Genomic DNA, 25,557 nt, shown 5'->3' with positions numbered 1-25,557 from the left:
CGGTTATTTTTACGTTATGTAAAGGCTAAACATCCTGCGGGCTTTTTACAGAAGCAGGCAGGAAAGTATTTAAATGATAAGAAGGAGGAAAGAATTTGAGTAGTACAACAATGATCATATTATCTGCATTTGTGGTCTATCTTCTGTTCATGATAGTTATCGGTGTAGTTTATATGAAAAAGACAAACAACTCAGAAGACTATTTTCTGGGCGGACGTGGTCTGAACGCCTGGGTAGCTGCTCTTTCAGCGCAGGCATCGGATATGAGCGGATGGCTTCTGATGGGACTTCCGGGAGCAATTTATTCTCTTGGAACAGGCCAGATCTGGATTGCAGTAGGTTTATTTATCGGTACAGTATTAAACTGGGTCTGTATTTCACACAGACTTCGTAAATATACGATCGCAGCAAACAATTCCCTTACGATTCCTGCATATCTGGAGAACAGATTCCAGGATAAGAAGAGAATTCTGTTATTGCTTTCATCTATTGTGATCGTAATCTTTTTCTTGGTGTATACAGCCTCTGCGCTTGCAGCAGGTGGTAAGCTTTTTAACACCGTATTTGGAATTGATTACCATATTGCACTGGCAATCGGAGCAGCAGTTATTCTCTGCTATACCTTTATGGGTGGATTTATGGCAGTATGTGTAACTGACTTTGTACAGGGAACACTGATGCTGATCGGTCTGTTGATCGTTCCGCTGGTTGCTTATTTCACATTAAGTGGAAATTTAAGTGATCTTCTGACTCAAAGTGGGGCACCGGGAGGAGCAGCAGCGTTTCTCAATCCATTTGAGAACGGAGAGCGCCCGTATACATTTATTGAAATCTTTTCCCAGCTGGCATGGGGACTTGGATATTGTGGTATGCCGCATATCCTTACTCGATTTATGGCTGTAAAGAACGAGAAAGAATTAAAGAAATCCAGTGTGATTGCGATCGTATGGGATATTCTTTCGCTGACAGCTGCCTGCTTTATTGGTGTGATCGGACGTGCATATCTGCTTCCGGCTGTACTGGGAGAAGAAGGCGCTTCCTCAGCAGAGAGTGTATTTATCGAGATGATCAACAAGCTGTTTTCTACAGATCTGGCATTGCCGTTTATCGGAGGAATTTTCCTCTGTGGAATCCTGGCAGCAATCATGTCTACCGCGGATTCACAGCTTCTTGTAACAGCATCTGCGGCATCTGAGGATTTATATCATCAGTTTGTTAAGAAAGATGCAGATTCAAAGGAGATTCTTACAGTTGCGAGAATCACAGTTATCGCTGTTTCTGTAGTGGCATTTATCATTGCGTGGAATCCGAACAGCAGTATTATGGGACTGGTATCTAATGCATGGGCTGGTCTGGGAGCTGCTTTCGGACCGACTGTGGTTATGTCTCTGTTCTGGAGAAGAACAAATCTTGCAGGTGCAGTTGCAGGTATCGTTTCCGGTGGTCTGACAGTTATCATCTGGGATTACATACCGCTTGCGGCAGGACAGACACTTGGAACTTATACAGGTCTTTACTCTCTGGCAGTAGGATTTGCAGTCAGCCTTGTAATGATCATCATCTTCAGCCTTGCTACGAAAGCACCGTCTAAAGAGATTACTGACGTATTCGATGAGGTAGCCGGAAGGAAATAAGGCTATGGTCCGATTTGTCTTTTGTAACAAAATAAGAATTAAATAGAAAGACTATCCATTTTCGGATGAATTTGTTATAATGGCAGTAGCGCAAAAAAAGCGTTACTGCTTTTTTATATTACGAAGAAGAAGGTGTCGTACATGAAGAAATATGATTATCTGATAGTAGGAGCAGGTCTTTTTGGTGCTGTATTTGCACATGAGGCTTCCAGACGGGGAAAAACCTGTCTTGTGATCGATAAGAAAAATCACATCGGCGGTAATATTTACACAGAAGAAGTAGAGGGAATCCAGGTACACAGATATGGTGCACATATTTTCCACACTTCCAGAAAACAGGTATGGGATTATATTAATCAGTTTGCAGAATTTAATCATTTCGTAAATTCGCCGATTGCAATCTATAAGGATGAATTATATAATCTGCCGTTTAATATGAATACGTTCCATCAGCTCTGGGGAGTACGCACTCCGGCAGAGGCAAAGGCGAAGATTCAGGGACAGATCGCAAGAATGCACATCACTCATCCGAAGAACCTGGAGGAACAGGCGCTTGCCCTGGTCGGACAGGATGTATATGAGAAGCTTGTAGAAGGATATACAAGGAAACAGTGGGGCAGAGAGTGTAAAGATCTGCCATCATTTATCATAAAAAGACTTCCTTTGCGTTATACTTATGATAATAACTACTTTAAGGATCCTTATCAGGGAATTCCGAAAGGTGGTTATACCCGCATTGTGAAGAAGCTTCTTGAGGGCGTACAGGTATGCCTGAATACGGATTTCTTTGCAAACAGAGAAGAACTGACGGCACAGGCGGATAAGGTACTCTTTACAGGTATGATTGATGAATTCTATGATTACTGCTATGGAGAGCTGGAATACAGATCATTAAGATTTGAGACAGAAGTGCTGGATATGGGTAATTATCAGGGAAATGCAGTTGTAAATTATACGGACTATGAGGTTCCATATACAAGAATCATTGAGCATAAGCATTTTGAGTTCGGTACACAGCCAAAGACTGTTATCACCAGAGAATATCCTGCGGCATGGGAGAAAGGCAAAGAGCCATATTATCCGGTAAATGATCCGAAGAATAGTGAACTGTTTGACAAATATGAGCGCCGCGCATTAGAAGAGAAGAATGTGATCTTTGGCGGAAGACTTGGCATGTATCGTTACATGGATATGGATCAGGTTATTGAGGAGGCACTTTCTCTTGCAGAGACAGAGCTTACTTATGAAGAACCGTGATACACGTTAGAAAAAAGTTTTAAGACAGTAACTGGAAAGGATAAATATATATATGACAGATACACCAACAATTGCTCTTTATTACAAAGAGCATGACCCGATGAAGAGAAAGATGTTTCTTGATCAGTCTATCGCAGCAGGGGAAGATGAAGAGGCAAATGCTGTTCGAAAAGAAATCTGGGAGATTCGCTATGGCGGTCCTTCAGAACTGGGACCAGATACACGCGCAGATGGATACCTGGCATTGTGGATGGCCATGGAATACAGTAAAGATGCTGCTGGAAGAATGTTTGGCGGTAAGAGAGCACGCAAAGAAGTTGAGAAGAATCTTGCCAGAATGAAATTCAAAGAATTGCAGGAGAAGAGTGAGCTTCACAGAGAACTGCTTTACAGAGAGTGCTGCCATATGGTAAAGACTTATATGGAACTTTGTGAGAAGGACAAGACATATAACACAACTTTGTGTGGGATTGTTCATATCAGCGAGAAGAGTGCAAAGAATAAGCTTCAGAATGATATATATACGACTGCAGTCGCATTTCCGGAGGAAATTAATATGCAGCAGGAACTGGAAATCATCACAAAGGCAGCAAGAGAAGCTTACGAGGATCATTTTCCGGGAGAAGGCGGATTATAAGAGATAAGGATACGCCAATAAAAAATTACTGGAGGCATATATGAACAAAGAGAATTTGACAGCTTATGAAGTTGTGACAGAAGAGGAACTGACAGATATTCATTCTAAGGGATGGCTTCTTCGCCATAAGAAAACTGGCGCCAGAGTCATGCTGATCGAGAATGATGATGAGAATAAAGTATTTAATATCGCATTCCGTACACCGCCTAAGGACAGCACTGGTGTTGCGCATATCCTGGAGCACAGTGTACTTTGCGGTTCTAAGGACTTTCCGTTAAAAGATCCTTTTGTAGAACTTGTAAAAGGATCTCTGAACACATTCTTGAATGCGATGACTTATCCGGACAAAACATGCTATCCTGTGGCAAGCTGTAATGACCAGGATTTTCAGAATCTGATGCATGTTTATCTGGATGCGGTATTTTATCCGAATATCTATAAACGCGAAGAGATTTTCCGACAGGAAGGCTGGAACTATCATCTGGAACAGCCGGAAGGACCATTGAAATATAACGGTGTCGTATACAATGAGATGAAAGGTGCTTTTTCCTCACCGGATGAAGTCCTGGAACGTGAGATTATGAATCACCTTTTCCCTGACACTACCTATGGATGCGAATCAGGTGGTGATCCGAAGAATATTCCGGACCTTACCTATGAAAACTTCCTGAATTTCCACAGAACTTATTATCATCCATCCAACAGCTATATTTATCTGTATGGAAATATGGATATGGAAGAGAAACTTAAATTCCTGGATGAGCATTATCTGTCCAATTTTGATTATCTGGATGTAGACTCTGTGATTCAGGAGCAGAAAGCGTTTGAAAAATGCCAGGATGTGGCACTGGAGTATCCGGTTGCAGAGAATGAGGGAGAAGAGGATAATACGTATCTTTCTTATAACATGGTTGTCGGAAATGCTTCAGACAGTCAGATGGCTATGGCGTTTGAAGTACTTGATTATGCACTTTTGAGCGCACCGGGAGCACCGCTGAAACAGGCACTTCTTGATGCAAAGGCAGGTAAGGATGTCTATGGTTCTTATGATGATGGTATTCTTCAGCCATACTTTACAGTAATTGCGAAGGGCTCTAATCCAGACAGGAAAGAAGAATTTTTATCTGTGATCCGACAGGTACTTGGAGACATTGTTAAGAACGGAATCGATAAGAAAGCGATAGAGGCAGGAATCAATTATTTTGAATTCCGTTATCGTGAGGCAGATTTCTCATCTTATCCAAAGGGACTGATGTACAGTTTGGATATTCTGGGAGACTGGCTGTATGAACAGGGAAATCCTTTTGCACAGGTACAGCAGCTGGAGGTATTTGAGAAACTGAAAGCAGCAGTTAACGAAGGATATTTTGAGGAACTGATCCGCAAATATCTTCTTGAGAACCCTCATGGCTGTGTCCTTACCCTTGTTCCGAAGAAAGGTCTGGCAGCCAAACGTGAGAAAGAACTGGAAGAAAAACTGGAAGCATACAGAAGCAGCCTTTCTGAACAGGAGCTGAATGCTATGGTTGAGAAAACCAAAGCACTGGAAGCATATCAGGAAGCTGAAGAGAATCAGGAAGCGCTGGAATGCATTCCAATGTTAAAGAGAAGTGACATTAAGAAAGAAGCTGCAAAGTTTGTAAATGAAGAATTATCTGTAGATGACAGTCTGTTCCTTTATCATGATGTACGCACAAATGGTATCGGTTATGTAGATCTGATGTTTAAAACAGACAGCATTGCACCGGAACAGATTCCATATCTGGGATTGCTGAAATCAGTACTGGGCTATGTTGACACGAAAGATTACACATACGGAGAACTGTTTAATGAGATCAATGCCAACACAGGCGGTATTAACTGTGGAGTGGAGGTATTTGACAGAGCAGATTCAACAGAAGAGTTTCAGGCAATGTTCTCTGTAAGAGGTAAGGCACTTTATACAAAGATGGATTTTCTTTTCAAAATGATCCAGGAGATTCTTAATACTTCCAGACTGGAGGATACCAAGCGTCTCTATGAGATTATTGCTTCTGTGAAATCTCGCGCGCAGGTAAGCCTGACAGGTGCCGGACATTCTACTGCTGTACTGAGAGCAACTGCTTATTCTTCACCGATGGCAGCTTTTCAGGATGAGATGGCGGGTATCGGATATTATCAGTTTATCGAGAAACTGGAGAAAGACTTTGACCAAAGGAAAGATGAGACTGTAGAGGAACTTCGCAAACTTATGAAAGAAATTCTCCGCCCGGAGAACTTTATGATCAGTTATACAGGTGAGAAAGAATCTCTGGAAACAGTTAAGAAGCTGGCAGCATCTGTAAAGGCAGGACTTTGTACAGAACCGGCAGAGAAATCAAAGGATAAACTGATCTGTACAAAGAAGAATGAGGGATTTAAGACCTCCGGACAGGTTCAGTATGTGGCTCAGACCGGTAACTTTAAGAAGAAAGGTCTGGAATACACAGGAGCGCTGGAAATTCTGAAAGTTATCTTAAGTTATGATTATCTGTGGATTAATCTGCGTGTAAAAGGCGGTGCGTATGGCTGCATGAGCGGATTTAAGAGAAATGGTGAGAGTTATCTGGTTTCCTATCGTGATCCGCATCTGAAACGTACTCTGGATGTATATAAAGGAATTCCGGATTATGTCCGTAATTTCCAGGCAGATGAGAGAGATATGACGAAATATGTGATTGGTACCATCAGTGGCAAGGATGTACCGAAGACACCTCAGATGAAGGGGGCTGTTTCAAAAACAGCTTATTTCTGTGGCGTGACAGAAGAGATGATCCAGAAAGAACGTGATCAGATTCTGAATGCATCCGTAGAGGATATCCGTGCACTTGCTGAGATTATCGAAGCAGTTCTTGCAGCAGACCAGATCTGTGTTGTGGGAAGTGAGAGCAAGGTATCAGAAGCTTCCGATATACTGATGGAAGTGAAATCACTGGTTAACTGTTAAAAATAATATAAGGAAAAGGATAGAATGAGCGAAAATTTTAAATCAGGATTTGTAGCAATCATCGGAAGACCAAACGTTGGTAAATCTACTCTGATGAATCATCTGATCGGTCAGAAGATTGCTATCACATCTAAGAAACCACAGACAACCAGAAACCGTATCCAGACAGTGTATACCTGTGAAGAGGGACAGATCGTATTCCTTGATACACCGGGTATCCACAAGGCGAAGAATAAGCTGGGTGAATATATGGTGCAGGTGGCAGAGAGAACTTTAAAAGAAGTGGATGCCATTATGTGGCTGGTAGAGCCGAGTACATTTATCGGTGCGGGAGAACGCCATATTGCAGAACAGCTTCAGAATATCGGAGTGCCGGTGATTCTGATCATTAATAAGATCGATACCGTTTCAAAAGAGGAGATTCTTCCGGCAATCGATACTTACCGTAAGGTATGTGATTTTGCGGAAATCATTCCATGCTCTGCACTGCGAGGACAGAACACAGAGGATATCATTGGATGCATTCTGAAATATCTTCCATATGGACCGATGTTTTATGATGAGGATACAGTTACAGATCAGCCACAGCGCCAGATTGTGGCTGAGGTAATCCGCGAGAAAGCTCTCCATGCACTGGATGCAGAGATTCCTCATGGAATTGCAGTTGCTATCGATCAGATGAAAACACGTCCGGGCAAGAAACCAATCGTGGATATTGATGCGACCATTATCTGTGAGAGAGAGTCTCATAAGGGAATTATCATTGGCAAACAGGGAGCTATGTTAAAGAAAATCGGTAGCAACGCAAGATACGAGATTGAACGTATGCTGGAATCAAAAGTAAACCTGAAACTTTGGGTAAAAGTAAAGAAAGACTGGAGAGACAGTGATTTTTTGATTAAGAATTTTGGTTACGATAAGAAAGAAATCTGATAGAGTATCATAGAGTTATCCGGTGTACCAAAGGTATTAAAAGTAATAAAAAGTATTTAAGGAACAGAGTGAATGAGTGATTTGATAACAGTGCAGGGAGTAGTGCTCTCTGCCATGCCGGTAGGAGAATATGATAAGAGGATCGTTCTTCTCACAAGAGAGAGAGGAAAGATATCTGCATTTGCAAAGGGAGCACGCCGTCCGAACAGTCAGTTTCTGGCAGCTGCAAATCCTTTTGTATTTGGAACATTTACCCTTTATGAAGGTCGTTCCAGTTATAATCTGAATCAGGTATCCATAACTCATCACTTCGTAGAACTGGCAGGAGAACAGCCGGGAATCTATTACGGATATTATTTTCTGGAGCTTGCGGATTATTTCGGCCAGGAGGGTACGGACGAGAAAGAATCCATGAATCTTCTGTATGTGACAGTAAAGGCTCTCTTGAATCCACATATTGAAGACCGGCTGGTGCGTTGTATCTTTGAACTTCGCATGATGACCGCGCAGGGATTGTGTCCATCGCTGTTTCATTGTGTATGCTGTGAAAGACAGCCGGTGGAGGGAGAGGAGCTATTCTTTTCCCAGCATAATCATGGGATTCTGGACAAACATTGTCTGGGACAGGTAAATGATGCAAAGAGGATATCGGCACCTGCCTTATATGCTATGCAATACATAGTGACCACATCTCTTGGCAAACTTTATACATTTACTGTGACAGAGGAAGTACTCTGTGAACTGGAACGACATATTCATACGTATGTTGCCTCAAACACCGAAAAACGGTTCAAAAGTCTGGAAATTCTGGAAATAATGAGCTGAGATACCTTGAAAAAGAGAACAGATGCAGTTATAATAGCGTTAGCTGTAGCTGTTTATTCCGTTGAAAAATCAGAAAGATATCAAAGCAGACAGTAATTAATTATCTCAAAAAGAGATAAATTATCCTAAAAAAGAACGAGGAGAATTGTGATGGAAAAAACAATGGACAAAATCATAGCTCTGGCAAAAGCAAGAGGATTTGTTTACCCGGGCTCTGAGATTTACGGAGGTCTTGCAAACACATGGGATTATGGTAATCTTGGTGTGGAATTAAAGAATAATGTAAAACGTGCATGGTGGCAGAAATTTATTCAGGAATCCCCATACAACGTAGGTGTTGACTGTGCGATTCTGATGAATCCGCAGACATGGGTAGCATCCGGACATCTGGGAAGCTTCTCTGATCCGCTGATGGACTGTAAGGAATGTCATGAGCGTTTCCGCGCAGACAAGATCATTGAGGATTTCAGCCAGGAGAACGGAATTGAACTGGAGAGCTCTGTAGATGGATGGTCTCAGGAAGAAATGATGAACTTCATTAAAGATCACAATGTACCATGCCCTACATGCGGCAAACATAACTTTACAGATATCCGTCAGTTCAACCTGATGTTCAAAACATTCCAGGGTGTTACAGAGGATGCCAAGAATACTGTATATTTAAGACCTGAGACAGCTCAGGGTATTTTCGTAAACTTTAAGAATGTTCAGAGAACATCCCGTAAGAAGATTCCGTTTGGTATCGGTCAGATCGGTAAATCTTTCCGTAACGAGATCACACCGGGTAACTTCACATTCCGTACACGTGAGTTCGAGCAGATGGAACTTGAATTCTTCTGTGAGCCGGATACAGACCTTGAGTGGTTTGCATACTGGAAGAACTTCTGCCTGAACTGGTTACATTCTCTTGGATTGAAGGATGAAGAAGTTCGTTATCGTGACCATGATGCAGAAGAGTTAAGCTTCTACAGCAAAGCTACTACTGACGTAGAGTTCCTGTTCCCATTCGGATGGGGCGAGCTTTGGGGAATCGCTGACAGAACAGACTATGACCTGACACAGCATCAGAACGTATCAGGACAGGATCTGACATACTTTGACGATGAGAAGAAACAGAAATACATTCCATATGTAATCGAGCCGTCACTTGGAGCTGACCGTGTGGTACTTGCATTCCTGTGCAGCGCATATGACGAAGAAGTTCTGGATGCAGAGAAGAATGATGTTCGTACAGTTCTTCATTTCCATCCGGCACTTGCACCTGTTAAAATCGGTGTGCTTCCTCTTTCCAAGAAGCTTAATGAGGGCGCAGAGAAGATCTATCAGCAGTTAAGCAAGAAATATAACTGTGAATATGATGATCGTGGAAACATTGGTAAACGTTACAGAAGACAGGATGAGATCGGTACTCCGTTCTGTGTAACTTATGATTTTGAGTCCGAAAACGACGGAGCAGTTACAATTCGCGACCGTGATACTATGGAGCAGGTTCGTGTGAAGATTGATGAACTGGATGCATATTTTGCGGATAAATTTACATTTTAACTGAATAAACTGCAAAGCAGTTATTCGGTTATATGAGCAAACAACAAAGAGGATGATTATATCCGCCTGACTGAAAAAACAGCAAAGGAGCTGTATCGGATGGGAATCCGGGTACTCTTTTGCTGTTTTTTATTACAAAATACAGATTATAAAAATTCGACATCAAAAGTTATCAAAATAATTTTTACTTGTGTAAATATTCATTTTTTAGTATAATGTGCGATAATAACATGAAAAGGAGGCAATAAAAATGAGCGAAAAGAAAAAGAGTGGCGGAGCCTTACTTGGCGCAGCGTTTCTGATGGCCACATCTGCAATCGGACCAGGATTCCTGACACAGACAGCAACCTTTACCGGACAGTATCAGGAAAGTTTTGGATTTGTTATCCTGGTTTCCGTAATCCTTGCAGCCATTGCACAGCTGAATATCTGGCGTGTGCTTTGTGTGACCGGACTTCGTGGACAGGATGTTTCCAATAAGGTACTTCCTGGACTGGGATATCTGGTATCTATACTGATTGTATTCGGTGGTCTGGTATTTAATATCGGAAACGTAGGTGGCGGAGCACTTGGTTTTAACACATTGCTTGGAATACCTACCAAAGTTGGTTACATACTGGCAGGTCTTTTGGCAATCCTGGTGTTTGTGCTGAAAAATGCCAAAAGTGCCATGGATACTATTACCAAGATACTGGGTGCCATTATGATTATCGTAATCTTTGTTGTGATCATTGTGGTAAAACCACCGGTAGGAAGTGCATTGAAGAATACATTTGTACCAGAAGCCGGTGCCACAAATCTGATTCCTGCAATCCTTACACTTCTGGGAGGCACTGTTGGAGGATATATCACTTTCTCAGGTGCACACCGTCTGATCGATGCAGGAATTACAGGCGAGAAGAACCTGAAAGAGATCAATAAGAGTTCTGTTATGGGTATGATCATTGCCACTATTGTACGTATTTTCCTGTTCCTGGCTGTTCTGGGTGTTGTTGTCAAGGGTGTAACACTGGATGCTGCAAATCCTGCAGCAGATGCCTTTAAGCAGGGGGCTGGTGAAATCGGATACCGGTTTGCAGGTCTGGTTCTTCTGTGCGCAGCCATCACATCCATCATTGGTGCGGCTTATACTTCTGTTTCCTTCCTTAAGACTTTCAGTAAGTCTATTGAAGAAAATGAAAATAAAGTGATCATCGGATTTATCGTTATTTCCACAGCAATCATGTTTATTCTTGGCAATCCGGCAGTGCTTCTTGTGCTTGCAGGTGCTGTGAATGGTCTGATCCTTCCGATCACACTGGCGATCTGCCTGATTGCTGCACATAAGAAATCCATTATGGGAGAGAATTATCATCACCCGGTAGTGCTTACCATTCTTGGAGTGATCGTGGTAATTCTTACAGCATACCTCGGTGTGACTACATTTGTATCTAAGATCGGTACATTGTTATAATTGAGGAAAATGTATCCGGTTTTCTGACTGGAGAGTATATCAAAAAGGTGTGATCGTCCAGGTTACACCTTTTTGGTTCATTAACAGCTATAAAAACACATGGCAAAAAAAGATTAAGAAAAGAGGAGCAGATTATGCCGGACATTAGAATTTTAACAGAAGGTGATTCTTCTGTTCTGGTTGAATTTGGCAAAGAGATCAGTCCGGAGATCAACCGGAAGATCACTGCCACTGTACAGCTTATGAGAGAACAGCATATAGAGGGAGTTGTAGATATGATCCCTGCGTTCTGTTCTCTATTGGTTAATTATGACCCGCGTGTGATTTCCTACGATGACCTGAAAAAAAGACTGGAAATTCTGTTAAAGATGGAAGTTGCAGCAGGAAAAGAACGCAAAAAGATTTATGAGATCCCTGTATGTTATGGAGGAAAGTACGGACCGGATATTGAGAATATTGCAGAACATGCCGGACTTTCCGTAGAAGAAGTGATAAAGATTCATTCTTCCAGAGATTACCTGATCTATATGCTTGGTTTTCTTCCGGGCTTTTGTTATCTGGGCGGACTGGATGAGAGAATCCACACACCACGCCTTGCAAATCCGAGAATTAAGATCAATGCAGGAAGTGTAGGAATAGGCGGTTCTCAGACCGGGATTTATCCCCTGGATTCTCCGGGAGGATGGCAGCTGATGGGAATGACACCTGTAAAAACCTATGATCCGGACCGCAACATCCCGATTCTGGTAGAGGCAGGAGATTATATCCGTTTTGTACCGATCGATGAAGAGGAGTACAAACGGATCAGAGAATTAGTAGAACGTGGCGAATACCAGTGCACCGTTCATGAGGAGGCATAAAATGGGAATTCGTATATTAAAAGGCGGAATGATGACAACGGTTCAGGATCTGGGACGTTATGGATATCAGAGTCAGGGATTCAGTGTAGCAGGAGTCATGGATGTCCGTTCATTCAAAATAGCCAATCTTCTTCTGGATAATCCGGAGAATGAGGCAGTATTGGAGATAACGCTGATAGGCCCAACCCTTGAATTTACATCAGCTACTATCATTGCAATCACAGGCGGAGATTTCCAGCCAACCATTAATGGAGAGCCGGCTCCCATGTATACAGCCCTGTATATAAATAAGGGAGATGTACTGAAATTTGGAAGCGCCAGAACGGGAAGCAGAGGTTATATTGCTTTTTCCAGTTATCTGGATATTCCGGTAGTGATGGGAAGCCGATGCACCAATTTAAAGAGTGGTCTGGGCGGATTTAAGGGAAGAAAACTGGAAGCGGACGATTATATCGGATTTCGTATTAAGAGACGTTATCTGCCGTTTTTCCTTTCCCGAAAGCTTGATATGGATGAGTTTGATCAGACAGAAGCAACACTGCGGGTAGTAATGGGACCGCAGGATGGTATGTTCAGCAAACAGGGCATCCAGACTTTCCTGGGCAGTGAGTATACAGTGACAAATGAATTTGACCGTATGGGCTGCAGGCTGGAGGGACCGTTTATTGCTCCTAAGGAGACTTCGGATATTATTTCCGACGGAATCGCATTTGGGGCTATACAGGTACCTTCCCATGGTAAACCTATCATTCTGCTGGCTGACCGTCAGACAACGGGCGGTTATGGGAAAATTGCCACAGTGGCATCTGTGGATATTCCCAAGCTGGTACAGAGAAAAACAGATGATAAGATACATTTCAAAGCAATTACCGTACAGGAGGCTCAGGCTCTTTATGTTGAGGAAATGAAAGAACTTGACGGATTGAGAAAGATCATTCATCAGCCATGTAAAGAGGTTCTGGATTGCCGTCTGGTGGCAAAGAGACTGCGCAAGCTGTTTGAAGAATAACCGTAAAAATAATATAAAATAGACAGAAAGGATAATGTTCGATGGATTTAGAGAAGATTGAAGGACTGGTAAAGATTATTGAGGATTCATCCCTTAATGAATTCACATATAAGGACAAGGATGTAAAGATTACAATGAGCAAGCTGGATCATCCTCCTGTAGTTGCAGCGGGAGTTCCTGTGGCTGCATCTGCACCTGTGAATACAATTGTGGAAAAAGCAGAGGAAGAAGAGGAGGAAAGTCTGTTTATCACTTCTCCTATCGTAGGAACCTTCTATTCTGCAGCTGCTCCGGATGTACCTGCTTTTGTAAAGGTGGGAGATCAGGTAAAAGCAGGACAGACAGTGTGTATTCTGGAAGCTATGAAGCTTATGAATGAGATCCAGAGTGACTATGACTGTGAGATTGAAGCAGTTCTGGTAAGTAATGAACAGAAAGTAGAATATGGACAGCCTCTGTTCCGTGTTAAGAGACTGTAGGATAAGGAGGCTTTCATATTGTTTAATAAAATTTTGATCGCCAACCGTGGGGAGATTGCAGTTCGGATCATACGTGCCTGCAGGAATCTGGGGATCCGAAGTGTAGCTGTTTATTCAAAAGAAGATGCTAAGAGCCTTCATGTACAGCTGGCAGACCAGCGTATCTGTATCGGAGAAGGTCCTGCCAGAAACAGCTACCTGAACATGGATCGGATCATTGCTGCAGCAGAAAATATGGGAGCAGATGCTATCCATCCCGGTTTTGGCTTTCTTTCAGAAAACAGTGAGTTTGTCCGCAAATGCAAAGAAAACGGAATTACCTTTATCGGACCGGATGCGGATGTGATCGATAAGATGGGAAATAAATCCCATGCCCGTAAAACCATGATGGATGCCGGTGTACCGGTTGTACCGGGAACAAAGGAACCTGTATACGATGCAGAAACAGGTAAAAAACTGGCTGAAGAGATTGGATATCCGGTTATGATCAAGGCTTCCTCAGGCGGTGGTGGCAAGGGAATGCGTGTGGCTGCCAATGAGGATGAATTTGAATTTCAGTTTAATATGGCACAGAGAGAATCAGCCAATGCTTTTGGGGATGATACCATGTACATTGAACGTTTTGTAGAAAATCCCCGCCATGTGGAGATCCAGATTATGGCAGACAGTCATGGAAATGTGGTGGCACTGGGAGAACGTGACTGTTCGGTACAGAGAAATCATCAGAAGCTGATTGAGGAATCCCCTTCCCCTGCCATTGATGAAGAAACTCGCAGGAAAATGAATGAATATGCAGTTCTTGCTGCGAAAACAGTAGGTTATACCAATGCAGGAACTATTGAATTTATCGTAGACCCCAAAGGCAACTTCTATTTCATGGAAATGAATACCAGAATCCAGGTGGAGCATGGAGTAACAGAGATGGTTACAGGCACAGATCTGATCATTGAGCAGATTCGTGTGGCTATGGGAGAGGAGTTAAGCTTTAAACAGGAAGATATCCGGATTAAAGGACATGCTATTGAATGCCGTATCAACGCAGAGATTCCTGAGAAAAATTTCATGCCAAGTCCCGGAGTAGTACAGCATATGCATCTTCCGGCAGGCAACGGAGTCCGGGTGGATACTGCCCTTTATACAGGCTATAAGATTCCGTCAGAGTATGATTCCATGATCGCGAAGGTAATCGTTCATGCACCTGACAGAGAGGCTGCCCTGCAGAAAATGCGCTCTGCGCTGGATGAGATGGTGGTCATGGGTGTGGAGACAAACCTTGATTTCCAGTATCAGATTATGAAGAATCAGGTATTCTGCGACGGAAAGGCAGATACGGGATTTATAGAAAATGTGCTGAAAATCAAAGGATGATAAATAAAAAAGAGGTAAGATGAATGTATACAGTAGATTTAAACAGTGACCTGGGAGAGAGCTTTGGAAATTATAAAATCGGTAATGATGATAAGATCATTCCGCTGATTTCCTCTGCAAATGTAGCCTGCGGTTATCATGCTTCAGATCCGGTAGTTATGGGAAATACGCTGGCAATGGCAAAGGAAGCGGGAATCCGTATAGGAGCACATCCGGGTTTTCCTGATCTGATGGGCTTCGGAAGAAGAAACTTGAGTGTTTCTCCTGCAGAGGCAAAAGCCTATGTGCTCTATCAGCTGGGTGCACTGGATGCATTCTGCAGAGTAACCGGTGTAAAAATGCAGCATGTAAAGCCTCATGGAGCCTTATATAATATGGCTGCAGAGGACTATGCCCTTTCTACTGCGATCTGTGAGGCAATCAAAGAATTTGACAGCAGTCTGATCGTACTTGCTCTTTCCGGCGGACAGCTGGCAAAGGCTGCTCAGGATATGGGCCTGCGTACAGCTATGGAGGTTTTTGCAGACCGCGCCTATGAAGAAGATGGTACTCTGGTAAACAGACGTAAGGAAGGCGCTGTGATCACTGATGAAAATGAGGCTATTGTCAGGGTGATCCGTATGGTCAAAGAGAAAAAGATTACTGCAATTACAGGAAAAGATATTGATATTCAGGCAGATTCTGTCTGCGTTCATGGAGACGGAGCCAAGGCTCTGGCGTTTGTGGAAAAAATCAGAGAGGCTTTTGCAAAAGAAGGAATCCAGATCCGTTCTCTGGATGAGTTTGTAAAATAAAAGAAATTTAGAAACAACTATTAAAAGGACTGAAGTAAAGAGGCTGTGGCACAGATTTTCTGATTGCCACAGCCTTATTGCTGTTTTACAGCTTGCAGCGGTCCTTCTACTGATGCTTCAGATTCAACCCCTGCTGTTTTGCAAGTGAAGTGATAATCTCAATACAGTTATCGTATCCAAGGGTTCCGGTATCCAGACACAGGTCATAATCGTGATAAGTGCCAAGCTCATGTTTTGTATAGGTTTTGAAATAGGTTTCACGCAGGTTGTCCATTTTGGTGAGATATTTCCTGGGATCTTCCTTTCCGTTCAAGCCTAATTTCTGAATATGTTCTGTGCGGAGATTTACATCTGCATGAAGGAAAATATCCAGACTGGGAATACCGGCATTTCGCAGGATAAGATTGGAACAGCGGCCGATAATAATACAGTCCTGTTCTGCTGCGAACTGAAGGATCAGCTCTTTCTGAGCCTGGTAAATAGCATCATGGGAACTGAAATAACCTGCAGAGTTATTCAGAATGTTGTCCAGAAGTCTGGCGCTGCGGCTCAGATTTTCACCCTCACGATCAATATCCTCCTGGGAATATCCGCTTCTGGCAGCAGCCTGTTTCGCGAAATCCCGATCGTAATATGGGATACCAAGCCTTTCTGAAACTACTCTTGCAATACTGTGTCCCCCGGCACCAAACTCCCGGCTGATTGTGATGACAGGGTATTTTCTTTCGGACATAATAGATACCTCCATTGGGTTGTTATTTATTTTGTTATCCATGTTTTTCCTTTATTGTAACGTTTTTTGTAAGATTATTCAATAAAGATTATCATTTTTGAAAAAATATGTTATAATTCAAAATATTATGTACCTGAAGGAGATGGATTTATGAGAAACAAAGAGCTTTTCAGAGGCAGGAGAAAAACTGGCAGGCTTGTTGGCTTTGTTTTGACTCTTGCACTTGCAGTCAGCCTTCTGAGCGGCTGCGGACAAAGTAAAGAACGTCTGACGTTCGGTACCGGCGGTACGGCGGGAACGTATTATTCCTACGGTGGTGTGCTGGCCCAGTATATTACCAATAATACAAATGTAAAGGTTACAGCGGTTTCTACAGGTGGTTCCAAAGCGAACCTGCAGTCAGTACAGGACGGAGATTTTCAGCTTGGATTTGTCCAGTCAGATGTAATGGCCTATGCATGGGACGGCGTAAGAGCATTTGAACAGGACGGTGCAACCCATGATTTCAGGACTCTGGGCGGCCTGTATGCAGAGACTGTCCAGCTGTTTACCATGGATCCTGACATTAAGACAGTGGAAGATCTGAAGGGCAAGAGCGTATCTATCGGTGCGGCAAACTCCGGTGTATATTTCAATGCTCTGGATGTTTTAAATGCAGGCGGCATTACCCTGGATGATATCCATCCCCAGTATCTGTCTTTTGAGGACAGCAAGGAATCTTTGAAGGATGGAAAAATTGATGCTGCGTTTATTGTTGCAGGTGCACCTACAACAGCTATCACAGAGCTTGCAACTACCAATGGTGTCTATATGATCAATATTGACGGCGCGATCAGGGATTCAATCCTGAGTGACTGTCCATATTATACATCCTACCAGATTCCGGCAGGAACCTATCCGGGACAGGATGAGCCTGTAGAAACCATCACAGTCAAGGCGACGATCGTAGTGTCCGAATCTCTGGATGAGGATACAGTTTATGATATGACTGCGGCAATTTTTGACCATGCAGACGAGATTTCTGCTGAGAATGCCAAGGGAGCGGAGCTTTCTCTGGAAAACGCTACTTCCGGTATGACCATTCCTTTCCATAAGGGTGCGGCGCGTTATTATGCAGAGCATGGAATTACAGTGGATACGAAAGGGGAATAGTCAGGATGAAAGAAAATAAGATAAAAAAAGCAAACACATCCCCGGAAGGGCAGGCTGGTTCTGAGAACATGAGCACAGCAGATGTAGATGCAGTAATGAAGAAATACGACCGCGAATCCAATATTCGTGTGTGGACCGGCAAATATAAGCTGGCTGTACGCGGCCTGCTGGTTGCCTTTTCTCTGTGGTGTATCTATGTTACCTTATTTGCAACCTTCCTGGAGGAAATCCGACTGACTTCTTTTCTGGGGCTGATCATTCTTATCGGATTTCTTACCTATCCGGCGAAAAAAGGAGATATCAGAGAAAACTACATGCCGATTGGCGATATTATTTTTATGATCGCAGGCACAGGTGCTTTTCTGTATTTTACTTTTTCTGCAAATCAGATCATCAATCAGGGTACCAGATTTGCCCCTTATCAGATTGTAATCGGTATTATCGGTATTGCTGCACTGATCGAGCTTACCAGACGATGCGTGGGCCTGCCGATCCTGTTTGTGGCAGGTTTTTTCCTGATCTATGCACTGGCTGTAGGGCTTACCAATCCGGCATTTTTGGGAAGAGTGAAATTCCTGGTGCGGAATCTTTTCTACACAAAAGAGGGTATTTTCTCCACACCTGTAAATGTATGCTCTAAATATATTGTGGTATTTATTATTTTCGGTGCGTTTCTGGAGAGAACAGGAATCTCCAACTTCTTTATTCAGCTGGCTAACTGCATTGCAGGAAAATATGCAGGTGGACCGGCCAAGGTAGCGGTTATCAGTTCTGCACTCTGTGGAATGGTATCCGGTTCCTCTGTAGGTAACACAGTAACAACCGGTTCTGTTACAATCCCGATGATGAAGGACACAGGCTACAAACCGGAATTTGCCGGAGCAGTAGAAGCTGCCTCTTCCACAGGTGGACAGATCATGCCTCCGATCATGGGAGCTGCCGCATTCCTTATGGCAGATTTTGTGGGTGTACCGTACTCCAACATTATTGTCAGGGCGATTCTGCCGGCATTGTTGTACTTTACAGGAATCTTTATTTCTGTACATCTGGAAGCAAAGAAATTAGGACTTTCCGGAATTCCGAAGGAAAACCTTCCGGTATTTAAGCTTCTGATCCGTAAAATCTATCTGTTATTACCTCTGGTCATGCTGGTAATCTGGGTGTCCGGAAACTATATGACCATGCAGAAGGCTGCCAGCTATGCAATCGTTCTTTCTGTTATCGTAAGTCTTTTTGACAAAGAAAACAGAATCAGTGTTACCAAATGTATTGATGCGCTGGAAGCAGGAGGAAGAGGTGTTATCTCCGTAGCAGTAGCCTGCGGTGTTGCAGGAATCATTTCCGGTTCCATCACCATGACAGGACTTGCCAATGACCTGATCAACGGAATCATCAGTGTTGCAAACGGAAAACTGATCATTGCACTGCTTCTGACTATGCTGTGCTGTATCGTACTTGGTATGGGTGTACCTACCACTGCCAATTACTGTATCATGGCAGCAACCTGTGCTCCGATCCTGGTACGTATGGGAGTACCTACACTGGCAGCTCATTTCTTTGTATTTTACTTTGGTATTGTTGCAGATATCACACCGCCGGTAGCGCTGGCTGCCTACGCAGGTTCAGCCATAGCGAAGGCCAATCCGATGAAGACTGCATTTACAGCCTCCAAGCTGGCTATCGCAGTATTTATCGTACCTTATGTATTCTGCTTCAATCCGGCAATGCTGCTGATCGATACCACATCGCTTAAGGTTGTTCAGATCTTTATCACCTCACTGATCGGTGTGTTTGGACTGTCCTCCTCACTGGAAGGCTTCCTGTCAGTGAAAATGTCTGTACCGGTTCGTGTCTTAATGGCAGCAGGCGGACTGATGCTGATCGATCCGTCACTGATGACTGATGTTGTGGGAATACTTCTGATCGTGGGATGCTGCGTATGGCAGACAGCGCAGAAGAAGAAAACTGCATAGAGAAGAATAGAAAAACCGGCAAAACACCTGTCATTTGGGTGTCCTGCCGGATTTTTTTATTTAGAAATCCAGTTCTTTCAGATACCGTCCAAGTGCATCCTGCCAGGTGGGGAGTGGTGTGAAACCATTGGCTGTCAGTTTGCTCTTATCCAGGCGGCTGTTAAACGGTCTGGCTGCTTTGGAAGCGCCATACTCTGCAGTTGTGACGGAGTTGACTGTCATGTTTTCCGGGAGATATTCCGGGTGTCCCATGGCAGCGGCCTGACGGAAGATTTCTTTTGTGAAATCATACCAGCTGATATATCCGCCCTCATTGGTTGCATGATAATAACCGTATTTTTCAGTTTCGATCATATCTACCAGAAGTCTTGCCAGGTCATAGGTATAAGTAGGTGTACCGATCTGGTCATTGACTACGGAGAGAGTATCATGAGTTTTTCCGAGGTTGATCATGGTTTTGATAAAGTTCTTGCCGTTTTTGCCGAATACCCATGCAATACGGACGATAAAGAACTTATCAACTGTGCCGGATACGGCAAGTTCACCGTCCAGCTTTGTCTGTCCATAGACATTTAATGGTTTATAGTCCTTGCAGTCAGGCTCCCATGGAGTGGTTCCCTGACCATTGAATACATAATCAGTGGACAGATAAAGCATCTTGATGTCAAGCTCTTTGCACACATCAGCAATATTCTGAGTTCCTGTTACATTTACCAGACGGACCTTCGGCTGATTCTCTTCATCTTCGGCAGCATCTACAGCTGTCCATGCCGCACAGTGGATCACAGCATCAACATTTGCTTCTTTAATGACTTTTTCTACAGAAGCTTTGTCAGTGATATCCATCTGAACATAAGGCATTGTGGTAACTGCAGTGCCATCAGAGATTCCGCTGTAGGAAGGAGCAATGTCGCTTCCCACACCTTCATAGCCGCGTTTCGCAAGTTCGTTCATAACATCATGTCCAAGCTGACCGCCTACACCTGTTACAAAAATTCTCATAAATTATGCCTCCCCGCGGTTTGCGTACATTTTTTCATAGTAGTTCTGGTATTCACCGGAGATGATCGTTTCCCACCATTCTTTGTTATCCAGATACCATTTGATGGTCTTCTTGATACCGTCTGCAAATTTTGTTTCCGGTAACCAGCCAAGTTCGTTGTGGATCTTGGTCGGATCAATGGCATAGCGCATATCATGACCTTTACGGTCTGCCACATATGTGATCAGACTTTCCGGTTTGCCAAGCTCTTTACAGATGATCTTAACGATATCAATGTTTGTCATTTCATTGTGTCCGCCGACGTTGTAAACTTCTCCAACACGTCCTTTGTGGATGATCAGGTCGATTGCGCGGCAATGATCTTCTACATAGAGCCAGTCACGAACGTTTTCGCCTGTTCCGTATACCGGAAGTGGTTTGTCATTTAATGCATTGGCGATCATTAACGGAATCAGTTTTTCCGGGAAGTGATATGGTCCGTAGTTATTGGAGCAGCGGCTGATGGTTACAGGCAGTCCGTAGGTTCTGTGGTAAGCCAGTACCAGAAGGTCTGCAGAAGCCTTGGAAGAGCTGTAAGGGCTGCTTGTGTGGATCGGAGTTTCCTCTGTGAAGAACAGGTCAGGTCTGTCTAATGGAAGATCTCCGTAAACTTCATCAGTAGATACCTGATGATAACGTTTGATACCGTATTTGCGGCATGCATCCATGAGAACAGCAGTACCGATAATATTTGTGGTAAGGAAAACTTCCGGGTTTTCGATGGAGCGGTCAACGTGACTCTCTGCAGCGAAGTTTACAACCATATCAGGGTGTTCTTCCTCAAAAAGTTTGTAAACTGCTTCGCGGTCGGTGATGCTTTCTTTTACGAAACGGAAATTTGGGTTGTCCATGACAGGTGCAAGAGTGGAAAGGTTTCCTGCATAGGTCAGACAGTCCAGACAGATGATGCGGTAATTCGGGTATTTTTTTAACATGTGAAAAATAAAGTTGCTTCCGATAAATCCGGCACCGCCGGTTACGATAATGTTCATAGTGATTCTCCTTAAAAAATATATAATATGAATATCTGTAAGATTCTGTTATAGAGTCAGGCAGATAAAATTATCCGCCTTGCTGCATGGCGGGTGATATATCAAATAACTGTTTGAAAATTTGATATATCACTCACTTGACTGCGAATTCGCTTGTACAGGTCTAAAAGCTTCGGTTAGTGCAATACATCCAGATATTTACCGTCCAGAACGTCTTTTAAGTACTGACCATACTGATTTTTCTTCAGTATTTCATAAACCTTCAGCACATCTTCCTTTGTAATCCAGCCATTGAGATATGCAATCTCTTCCAGGCAACCGATTTTGCGGTGCTGGTGGCTTTCCATTGTTTTTACAAAGTTGGTGGCTTCCACAAGGCTCTCGTGTGTACCTGTATCCAGCCATGTGAATCCCTGTCCGAGAAGCTCTACGTTTAATTCGCCCTTTTCCAGATAGATGCGGTTCAGATCTGTGATCTCAAGTTCGCCTCTGGCACTTGGTTTCAGATTTTTTGCATACTCTACGACGCGATTGTCATAGAAGTATAAACCTGTGACACAGTAGTTGCTCTTCGGGTGCTCCGGTTTCTCTTCAATTGAGATAGCCTTGCCTTCATGGTCAAATTCTACAATACCGAATCTCTCCGGATCATCTACATAGTATCCGAAAACAGTTGCACCCTCGCCGGATTCTGCGTTCTTTACAGCAGCTTTCAGTCTTTTCTTCAGTCCATGTCCTGCGAAGATATTATCGCCGAGAACCATGGCAACAGTATCATCACCGATAAATTCTTCGCCGATGATAAATGCCTGAGCAAGTCCGTCCGGACTTGGCTGTACTGCATAGGTGAGATGGACACCGAACTGATGTCCGTCACCAAGAAGTTCCTCAAAACGAGGAGTATCCTGCGAAGTAGAGATGATCAGGATATCGCGGATTCCTGCGTTCATCAGTACAGACATGGGATAGTAGATCATTGGTTTATCATAGATTGGCAGAAGCTGTTTGGATGTTACCATTGTAAGCGGATAAAGGCGTGTGCCGGAACCGCCTGCTAAAATAATACCTTTCATGTGTATTCTCCTTTGTTATTGGCAGTATGCGGTCGGAGCGATATTCTGTCAGTTATCTGTGTAAATGATAAGCAAAATATCAGGCGACTGCGATACTAATTTAACGGGTTTCTGGATTGTCAGTCTGAGTTACGATATCATCCTGACTCTGGTGATTGTATTATAAAAGGTGACCTTAGGTCACCTTCAAGTACTTTTTACAAAAAAGTTAAATTTTGGTTATTTTTCACAAAGAAAAATGCCGGCATCCTTGGTAATAAAGAACCCATCCTTTGTCTTTCGCGATACAAATCCCCGGAAATCTTTGTATTTGTCCAGAAGATACTGATTCTGATTTCCATGGCAGGACAGAATGTAGGAAATCAGTGGCTCTGCATCCGGGACAAGAAGGGAGTCATTATAGGATTCCCAGAAAATATCAGAAAAATACGGTGCAAGGATATCGGCACCGTTTTCTCTGCCGAAACGTTCGTAAAGTCTGTCTGCGGAAAGAACGATCCTGTTATCGAAATCCTGGACCAGCTGACTGACTTCCTGCATATGATGACTGCCATAAGTGCTGCAGATTAGTTTCCCACCGGGAACAAGCACACGCTGGATTTCATTACACACAGCAGGAATGTCTTCACAGTAAAAGAGAACATGATTGGCAATCACCAGGTCATAATTACAGTCTTTATGTGGAATTTTTGCGCAGTCAAAAACTTCGAAAGAAAAACGTTTGTCTTTTCGCCCGAGTGCACGTCTGGCATCACGGATCATTCCGGAGGAAAGATCAGAGAGGGTAATGGAAATATCCTGTGGAAGAAACTGGATGTTTTGTGTCCAAAGTGCACCGTCGCCACATCCGAGCTCAAGAATACGCATGTCTGGATGAATTTGGCATTGTTTATAGATCCATGGAAACCATCCTTGCTTATTTTGGGAGTAGAGACTGTGCAGGTTGATTCTGGATGAGATATTGGAAGCATTCTGGTATTGATTCTTCATGCTTTTTTCTATACCGGTGAGGTGAATCAGGTCAAGCATCTGATTCCAGTCTATCGCATGCTGTGAACGGATTGCTTCGGTTGTATCCTGAATGGCCTTTTCTACCAGCTGCATCTGCTCAATGCGGTCGCGGACGAGTTTCAGCTGAATATTCAGGGAGTTTTCCATGAAATGGTAATCAGAATCATCAATAGTCATTTCACGGATATCGTCAAGGGAAAAGCCAAGATATTTCAGAAGCAGAATCTGGGAAAGTCTTGCGAAATCTTCGTCTGTGTAAAAACGAGCGCCGGATTCTGTCACATAGGATGGTTTTAGAATATTTTGTTTATCATAGTAGCGAATGGTACGTAGTGTTACATGTGCCATGCGCGCAAATTCTCCGGAGGAGTAATAGCCATCTTTTTTCACGAAATAACCTTCTTTAAATAGTGTTGTTCAAAAATAAACTGGATTACAGGAAAAGGATCACGTTAGTTGAATTTTTTGCCTGTTGCCAGAAGTATAACATAGTTTACTGACAGGTTACAAGTAGCAGGTAAGAGGAGAAAATGTTGTTACTGTTCACTGGTAGTATTCCGCGAGGTGTTTTTTGTGAGCGAAGGTCACAGAAAACCCGAGACATACCGCGCGAATTTATGCGCTTAGCATAAATTCTGTGCATCGCGTAGCGTGTTACTGGGCACGGAGTGAACAGTAACAAAATGTTGAAATATTGATATTTTTGAAAGATAGTAAAGCTTGTCTTTTCAGGGTGATTGTGCTATGGTAAATAAAAACCAAGTTAAAGATATCGATATACTTGTGGATTTTTTATACAAATCACAATATGGCAGTTCTGCCATAGCTTTTCCAAAATACAATAAATAAAAAGAAAACAATATCAAAGGTGCAGGAACAGGAGGAGCCTGATGATTAGTTTATTCGATTTTACTTACTGCGGCGATTATAACCGGCAGATTCAGAATCTTGCAAGGATGGTGCCGGAGAAATGGAGTTTTTCGGATACAGATGATAACGGAATCCTGAAAGGATATCTGGAACATACATTTAAACGCCTTTACGAAGAAAATAAGGTGTGTGAGAGAAAGAATTATGCAATATTCAATACAGGACTCTTTAATTACTATTATCAGCCGATTTATGCGTACTTTATTCCCAATCTGGTGCCAGACAGGCAGTTGTGGTTTCTGGATGGCTTTTACACAGAATATTATTTATTAAAAGAAGGAATCACCAACTTGCCGCAAAAGGCATGTTATGTGGAAAATCCCGCTGATCTTGTATTTGACACGAAGCTTCCGGTGATTCCGCAGTATGAGCACATTTTTGGAGATGAGGAGAATGCATCACGTCTGCCAAAAGAGGTCAGGGACAGCAGTATGAGACTGCAGCTGTTTGATGGTGCACTAAAACAGACCAGAAGAATGCTGGAAGCGGACTATAAGACTGCAATACCACAGTACTATAATCACTCGATTCAGCTATTGATCCCAATCTGTCTGAGGTATCCGGGAAAACCGGATCTGGCGCTTGCGTGTATGAAAACACCGGATGGAAGTAAATATCTGGGGCGAACTTGCCTGACACTCCGTATGGCATATCATAACGCGAGACTTCTTGCCAGAGTAGACAGAAGCTGGCTGATGTCTTCGCCTTCGGCCTGAAGATTGACATGTCTGGAAAGTTTTGCTATATTTAAAAACTAGCTATTGAGACATTTTTACGAATTTTGGTTTGTAATTGGAAGTACGATTCAAGGGAATACAAGCCAATCTCTACTTGTGGTTTACTGTTTTTTGTAATTGAAACAGGGTAATTACTTGATTTGGTTAAATCATTA

General features: G+C 43.1%; 21 protein-coding genes. 16 read left to right on the top strand and 5 right to left on the bottom strand.

Annotated elements, in window-relative coordinates; all coding sequences use genetic code 11:
* Positions 1-95 precede the first annotated feature (95 nt).
* The 13 genes from putP (at position 96) to ACTNC0_RS01165 (ending at position 15,759) form a co-directional block, all read left to right on the top strand.
* Positions 96-1,634 carry a sodium/proline symporter PutP gene (gene putP / locus ACTNC0_RS01225; RefSeq protein ID WP_441086022.1) on the top strand — a complete coding sequence of 513 codons (1,539 nt, stop codon included), beginning with the start codon at positions 96-98 and terminating at the stop codon, positions 1,632-1,634.
* 141 nt (positions 1,635-1,775) lie between these two features.
* Positions 1,776-2,891 (top strand): UDP-galactopyranose mutase, encoded by a 1,116-nt coding sequence (gene glf / locus ACTNC0_RS01220; protein WP_441086021.1) that lies wholly within the window; start codon positions 1,776-1,778, stop codon positions 2,889-2,891.
* Positions 2,892-2,943: 52 nt separating this feature from the next.
* Positions 2,944-3,528 (top strand): DUF6553 family protein, encoded by a 585-nt coding sequence (locus ACTNC0_RS01215; RefSeq protein WP_441086020.1) that lies wholly within the window; start codon positions 2,944-2,946, stop codon positions 3,526-3,528.
* Between the two features lie 40 nt (positions 3,529-3,568).
* The gene (locus ACTNC0_RS01210; RefSeq protein WP_441086019.1) at positions 3,569-6,493 is read left to right on the top strand and encodes an insulinase family protein; all 2,925 of its coding nucleotides are present in this window, start codon (positions 3,569-3,571) and stop codon (positions 6,491-6,493) included.
* A 24-nt stretch (positions 6,494-6,517) separates the two neighbouring features.
* Complete coding sequence (gene era, locus ACTNC0_RS01205; RefSeq protein ID WP_441086018.1) at positions 6,518-7,426, top strand: GTPase Era; 909 nt, start codon at positions 6,518-6,520, stop codon at positions 7,424-7,426.
* Positions 7,427-7,498: 72 nt separating this feature from the next.
* Positions 7,499-8,251 (top strand): DNA repair protein RecO, encoded by a 753-nt coding sequence (gene recO, locus ACTNC0_RS01200; protein ID WP_441086017.1) that lies wholly within the window; start codon positions 7,499-7,501, stop codon positions 8,249-8,251.
* A 150-nt stretch (positions 8,252-8,401) separates the two neighbouring features.
* Positions 8,402-9,796, top strand: coding sequence for a glycine--tRNA ligase (locus ACTNC0_RS01195; protein WP_022380971.1), 1,395 nt, complete (start codon positions 8,402-8,404; stop codon positions 9,794-9,796).
* A 250-nt stretch (positions 9,797-10,046) separates the two neighbouring features.
* A complete protein-coding gene (locus tag ACTNC0_RS01190) occupies positions 10,047-11,249 on the top strand; it encodes an NRAMP family divalent metal transporter (RefSeq protein WP_441086016.1) in 1,203 nt (400 codons plus the stop codon).
* 134 nt (positions 11,250-11,383) lie between these two features.
* The gene (gene pxpB / locus ACTNC0_RS01185) at positions 11,384-12,109 is read left to right on the top strand and encodes a 5-oxoprolinase subunit PxpB (protein WP_441086015.1); all 726 of its coding nucleotides are present in this window, start codon (positions 11,384-11,386) and stop codon (positions 12,107-12,109) included.
* A 1-nt stretch (position 12,110) separates the two neighbouring features.
* The gene (locus ACTNC0_RS01180) at positions 12,111-13,118 is read left to right on the top strand and encodes a biotin-dependent carboxyltransferase family protein (protein WP_441035445.1); all 1,008 of its coding nucleotides are present in this window, start codon (positions 12,111-12,113) and stop codon (positions 13,116-13,118) included.
* A gap of 41 nt (positions 13,119-13,159) precedes the next feature.
* Positions 13,160-13,597, top strand: a complete 438-nt coding sequence (gene accB / locus ACTNC0_RS01175; protein WP_022380575.1) for an acetyl-CoA carboxylase biotin carboxyl carrier protein — start codon at positions 13,160-13,162, stop codon at positions 13,595-13,597.
* Between the two features lie 18 nt (positions 13,598-13,615).
* A complete protein-coding gene (gene accC / locus ACTNC0_RS01170; protein WP_008707547.1) occupies positions 13,616-14,965 on the top strand; it encodes an acetyl-CoA carboxylase biotin carboxylase subunit in 1,350 nt (449 codons plus the stop codon).
* A 23-nt stretch (positions 14,966-14,988) separates the two neighbouring features.
* Positions 14,989-15,759 carry a LamB/YcsF family protein gene (locus ACTNC0_RS01165; protein WP_118575604.1) on the top strand — a complete coding sequence of 257 codons (771 nt, stop codon included), beginning with the start codon at positions 14,989-14,991 and terminating at the stop codon, positions 15,757-15,759.
* Positions 15,760-15,865: 106 nt separating this feature from the next.
* Here ACTNC0_RS01165 and ACTNC0_RS01160 read toward each other — a convergent pair whose 3' ends face one another.
* Entirely contained in the window at positions 15,866-16,492 is a 627-nt protein-coding gene (locus tag ACTNC0_RS01160) for an AAA family ATPase (RefSeq protein WP_008707544.1), read from the bottom strand.
* 150 nt (positions 16,493-16,642) lie between these two features.
* Between ACTNC0_RS01160 and ACTNC0_RS01155 the strand changes: the two genes are divergently transcribed.
* Together ACTNC0_RS01155 and ACTNC0_RS01150 are read left to right on the top strand one after the other, a co-directional pair.
* A complete protein-coding gene (locus ACTNC0_RS01155; RefSeq protein WP_441086014.1) occupies positions 16,643-17,644 on the top strand; it encodes a TAXI family TRAP transporter solute-binding subunit in 1,002 nt (333 codons plus the stop codon).
* Between the two features lie 5 nt (positions 17,645-17,649).
* Positions 17,650-19,617 (top strand): TRAP transporter permease, encoded by a 1,968-nt coding sequence (locus tag ACTNC0_RS01150; protein ID WP_441086013.1) that lies wholly within the window; start codon positions 17,650-17,652, stop codon positions 19,615-19,617.
* Between the two features lie 60 nt (positions 19,618-19,677).
* On the opposite strand, the gene rfbD is transcribed toward ACTNC0_RS01150, so the two are convergent.
* From rfbD to ACTNC0_RS01130, 4 genes are all read right to left on the bottom strand, one after another.
* On the bottom strand, positions 19,678-20,619 hold the full coding sequence (gene rfbD / locus ACTNC0_RS01145; protein ID WP_441086012.1) for a dTDP-4-dehydrorhamnose reductase: 942 nt from the start codon (positions 20,617-20,619) through the stop codon (positions 19,678-19,680).
* A 3-nt stretch (positions 20,620-20,622) separates the two neighbouring features.
* Positions 20,623-21,651, bottom strand: a complete 1,029-nt coding sequence (rfbB, locus tag ACTNC0_RS01140) for a dTDP-glucose 4,6-dehydratase (RefSeq protein ID WP_441086011.1) — start codon at positions 21,649-21,651, stop codon at positions 20,623-20,625.
* 176 nt (positions 21,652-21,827) lie between these two features.
* Positions 21,828-22,724, bottom strand: coding sequence for a glucose-1-phosphate thymidylyltransferase RfbA (gene rfbA / locus ACTNC0_RS01135; protein ID WP_441086010.1), 897 nt, complete (start codon positions 22,722-22,724; stop codon positions 21,828-21,830).
* A 219-nt stretch (positions 22,725-22,943) separates the two neighbouring features.
* Positions 22,944-24,125, bottom strand: coding sequence for a MerR family transcriptional regulator (locus ACTNC0_RS01130; protein WP_441086009.1), 1,182 nt, complete (start codon positions 24,123-24,125; stop codon positions 22,944-22,946).
* 500 nt (positions 24,126-24,625) lie between these two features.
* Here ACTNC0_RS01130 and ACTNC0_RS01125 point away from each other — a divergent pair, with 500 nt between their 5' ends.
* Positions 24,626-25,381 carry a DUF3825 domain-containing protein gene (locus ACTNC0_RS01125; protein WP_441086008.1) on the top strand — a complete coding sequence of 252 codons (756 nt, stop codon included), beginning with the start codon at positions 24,626-24,628 and terminating at the stop codon, positions 25,379-25,381.
* The last annotated feature ends 176 nt before the right edge of the window (positions 25,382-25,557 follow it).

Origin of the sequence: Blautia sp. HCP3S3_B11, from assembly GCF_052064435.1 — a bacterium.
GTDB lineage: Bacteria > Bacillota > Clostridia > Lachnospirales > Lachnospiraceae > Blautia_A.
This window is presented reverse-complemented; position numbering and strand designations above follow the sequence as displayed.

Coding starts and splice junctions, on each gene's coding strand:
- ACTNC0_RS01195 (WP_022380971.1), top strand. CDS start 8,402: ATGGAAAAAACAATGGACAAAATCATAGCTCTGGCAAAAGCAAGAGGA.
- pxpB (WP_441086015.1), top strand. CDS start 11,384: ATGCCGGACATTAGAATTTTAACAGAAGGTGATTCTTCTGTTCTGGTT.
- ACTNC0_RS01125 (WP_441086008.1), top strand. CDS start 24,626: ATGATTAGTTTATTCGATTTTACTTACTGCGGCGATTATAACCGGCAG.
- ACTNC0_RS01160 (WP_008707544.1), bottom strand. CDS start 16,492: ATGTCCGAAAGAAAATACCCTGTCATCACAATCAGCCGGGAGTTTGGT.
- ACTNC0_RS01165 (WP_118575604.1), top strand. CDS start 14,989: ATGTATACAGTAGATTTAAACAGTGACCTGGGAGAGAGCTTTGGAAAT.
- ACTNC0_RS01215 (WP_441086020.1), top strand. CDS start 2,944: ATGACAGATACACCAACAATTGCTCTTTATTACAAAGAGCATGACCCG.
- glf (WP_441086021.1), top strand. CDS start 1,776: ATGAAGAAATATGATTATCTGATAGTAGGAGCAGGTCTTTTTGGTGCT.
- era (WP_441086018.1), top strand. CDS start 6,518: ATGAGCGAAAATTTTAAATCAGGATTTGTAGCAATCATCGGAAGACCA.
- rfbB (WP_441086011.1), bottom strand. CDS start 21,651: ATGAACATTATCGTAACCGGCGGTGCCGGATTTATCGGAAGCAACTTT.
- accB (WP_022380575.1), top strand. CDS start 13,160: ATGGATTTAGAGAAGATTGAAGGACTGGTAAAGATTATTGAGGATTCA.
- recO (WP_441086017.1), top strand. CDS start 7,499: ATGAGTGATTTGATAACAGTGCAGGGAGTAGTGCTCTCTGCCATGCCG.
- ACTNC0_RS01210 (WP_441086019.1), top strand. CDS start 3,569: ATGAACAAAGAGAATTTGACAGCTTATGAAGTTGTGACAGAAGAGGAA.
- ACTNC0_RS01180 (WP_441035445.1), top strand. CDS start 12,111: ATGGGAATTCGTATATTAAAAGGCGGAATGATGACAACGGTTCAGGAT.
- ACTNC0_RS01150 (WP_441086013.1), top strand. CDS start 17,650: ATGAAAGAAAATAAGATAAAAAAAGCAAACACATCCCCGGAAGGGCAG.
- ACTNC0_RS01155 (WP_441086014.1), top strand. CDS start 16,643: ATGAGAAACAAAGAGCTTTTCAGAGGCAGGAGAAAAACTGGCAGGCTT.
- rfbD (WP_441086012.1), bottom strand. CDS start 20,619: ATGAGAATTTTTGTAACAGGTGTAGGCGGTCAGCTTGGACATGATGTT.
- rfbA (WP_441086010.1), bottom strand. CDS start 22,724: ATGAAAGGTATTATTTTAGCAGGCGGTTCCGGCACACGCCTTTATCCG.
- ACTNC0_RS01190 (WP_441086016.1), top strand. CDS start 10,047: ATGAGCGAAAAGAAAAAGAGTGGCGGAGCCTTACTTGGCGCAGCGTTT.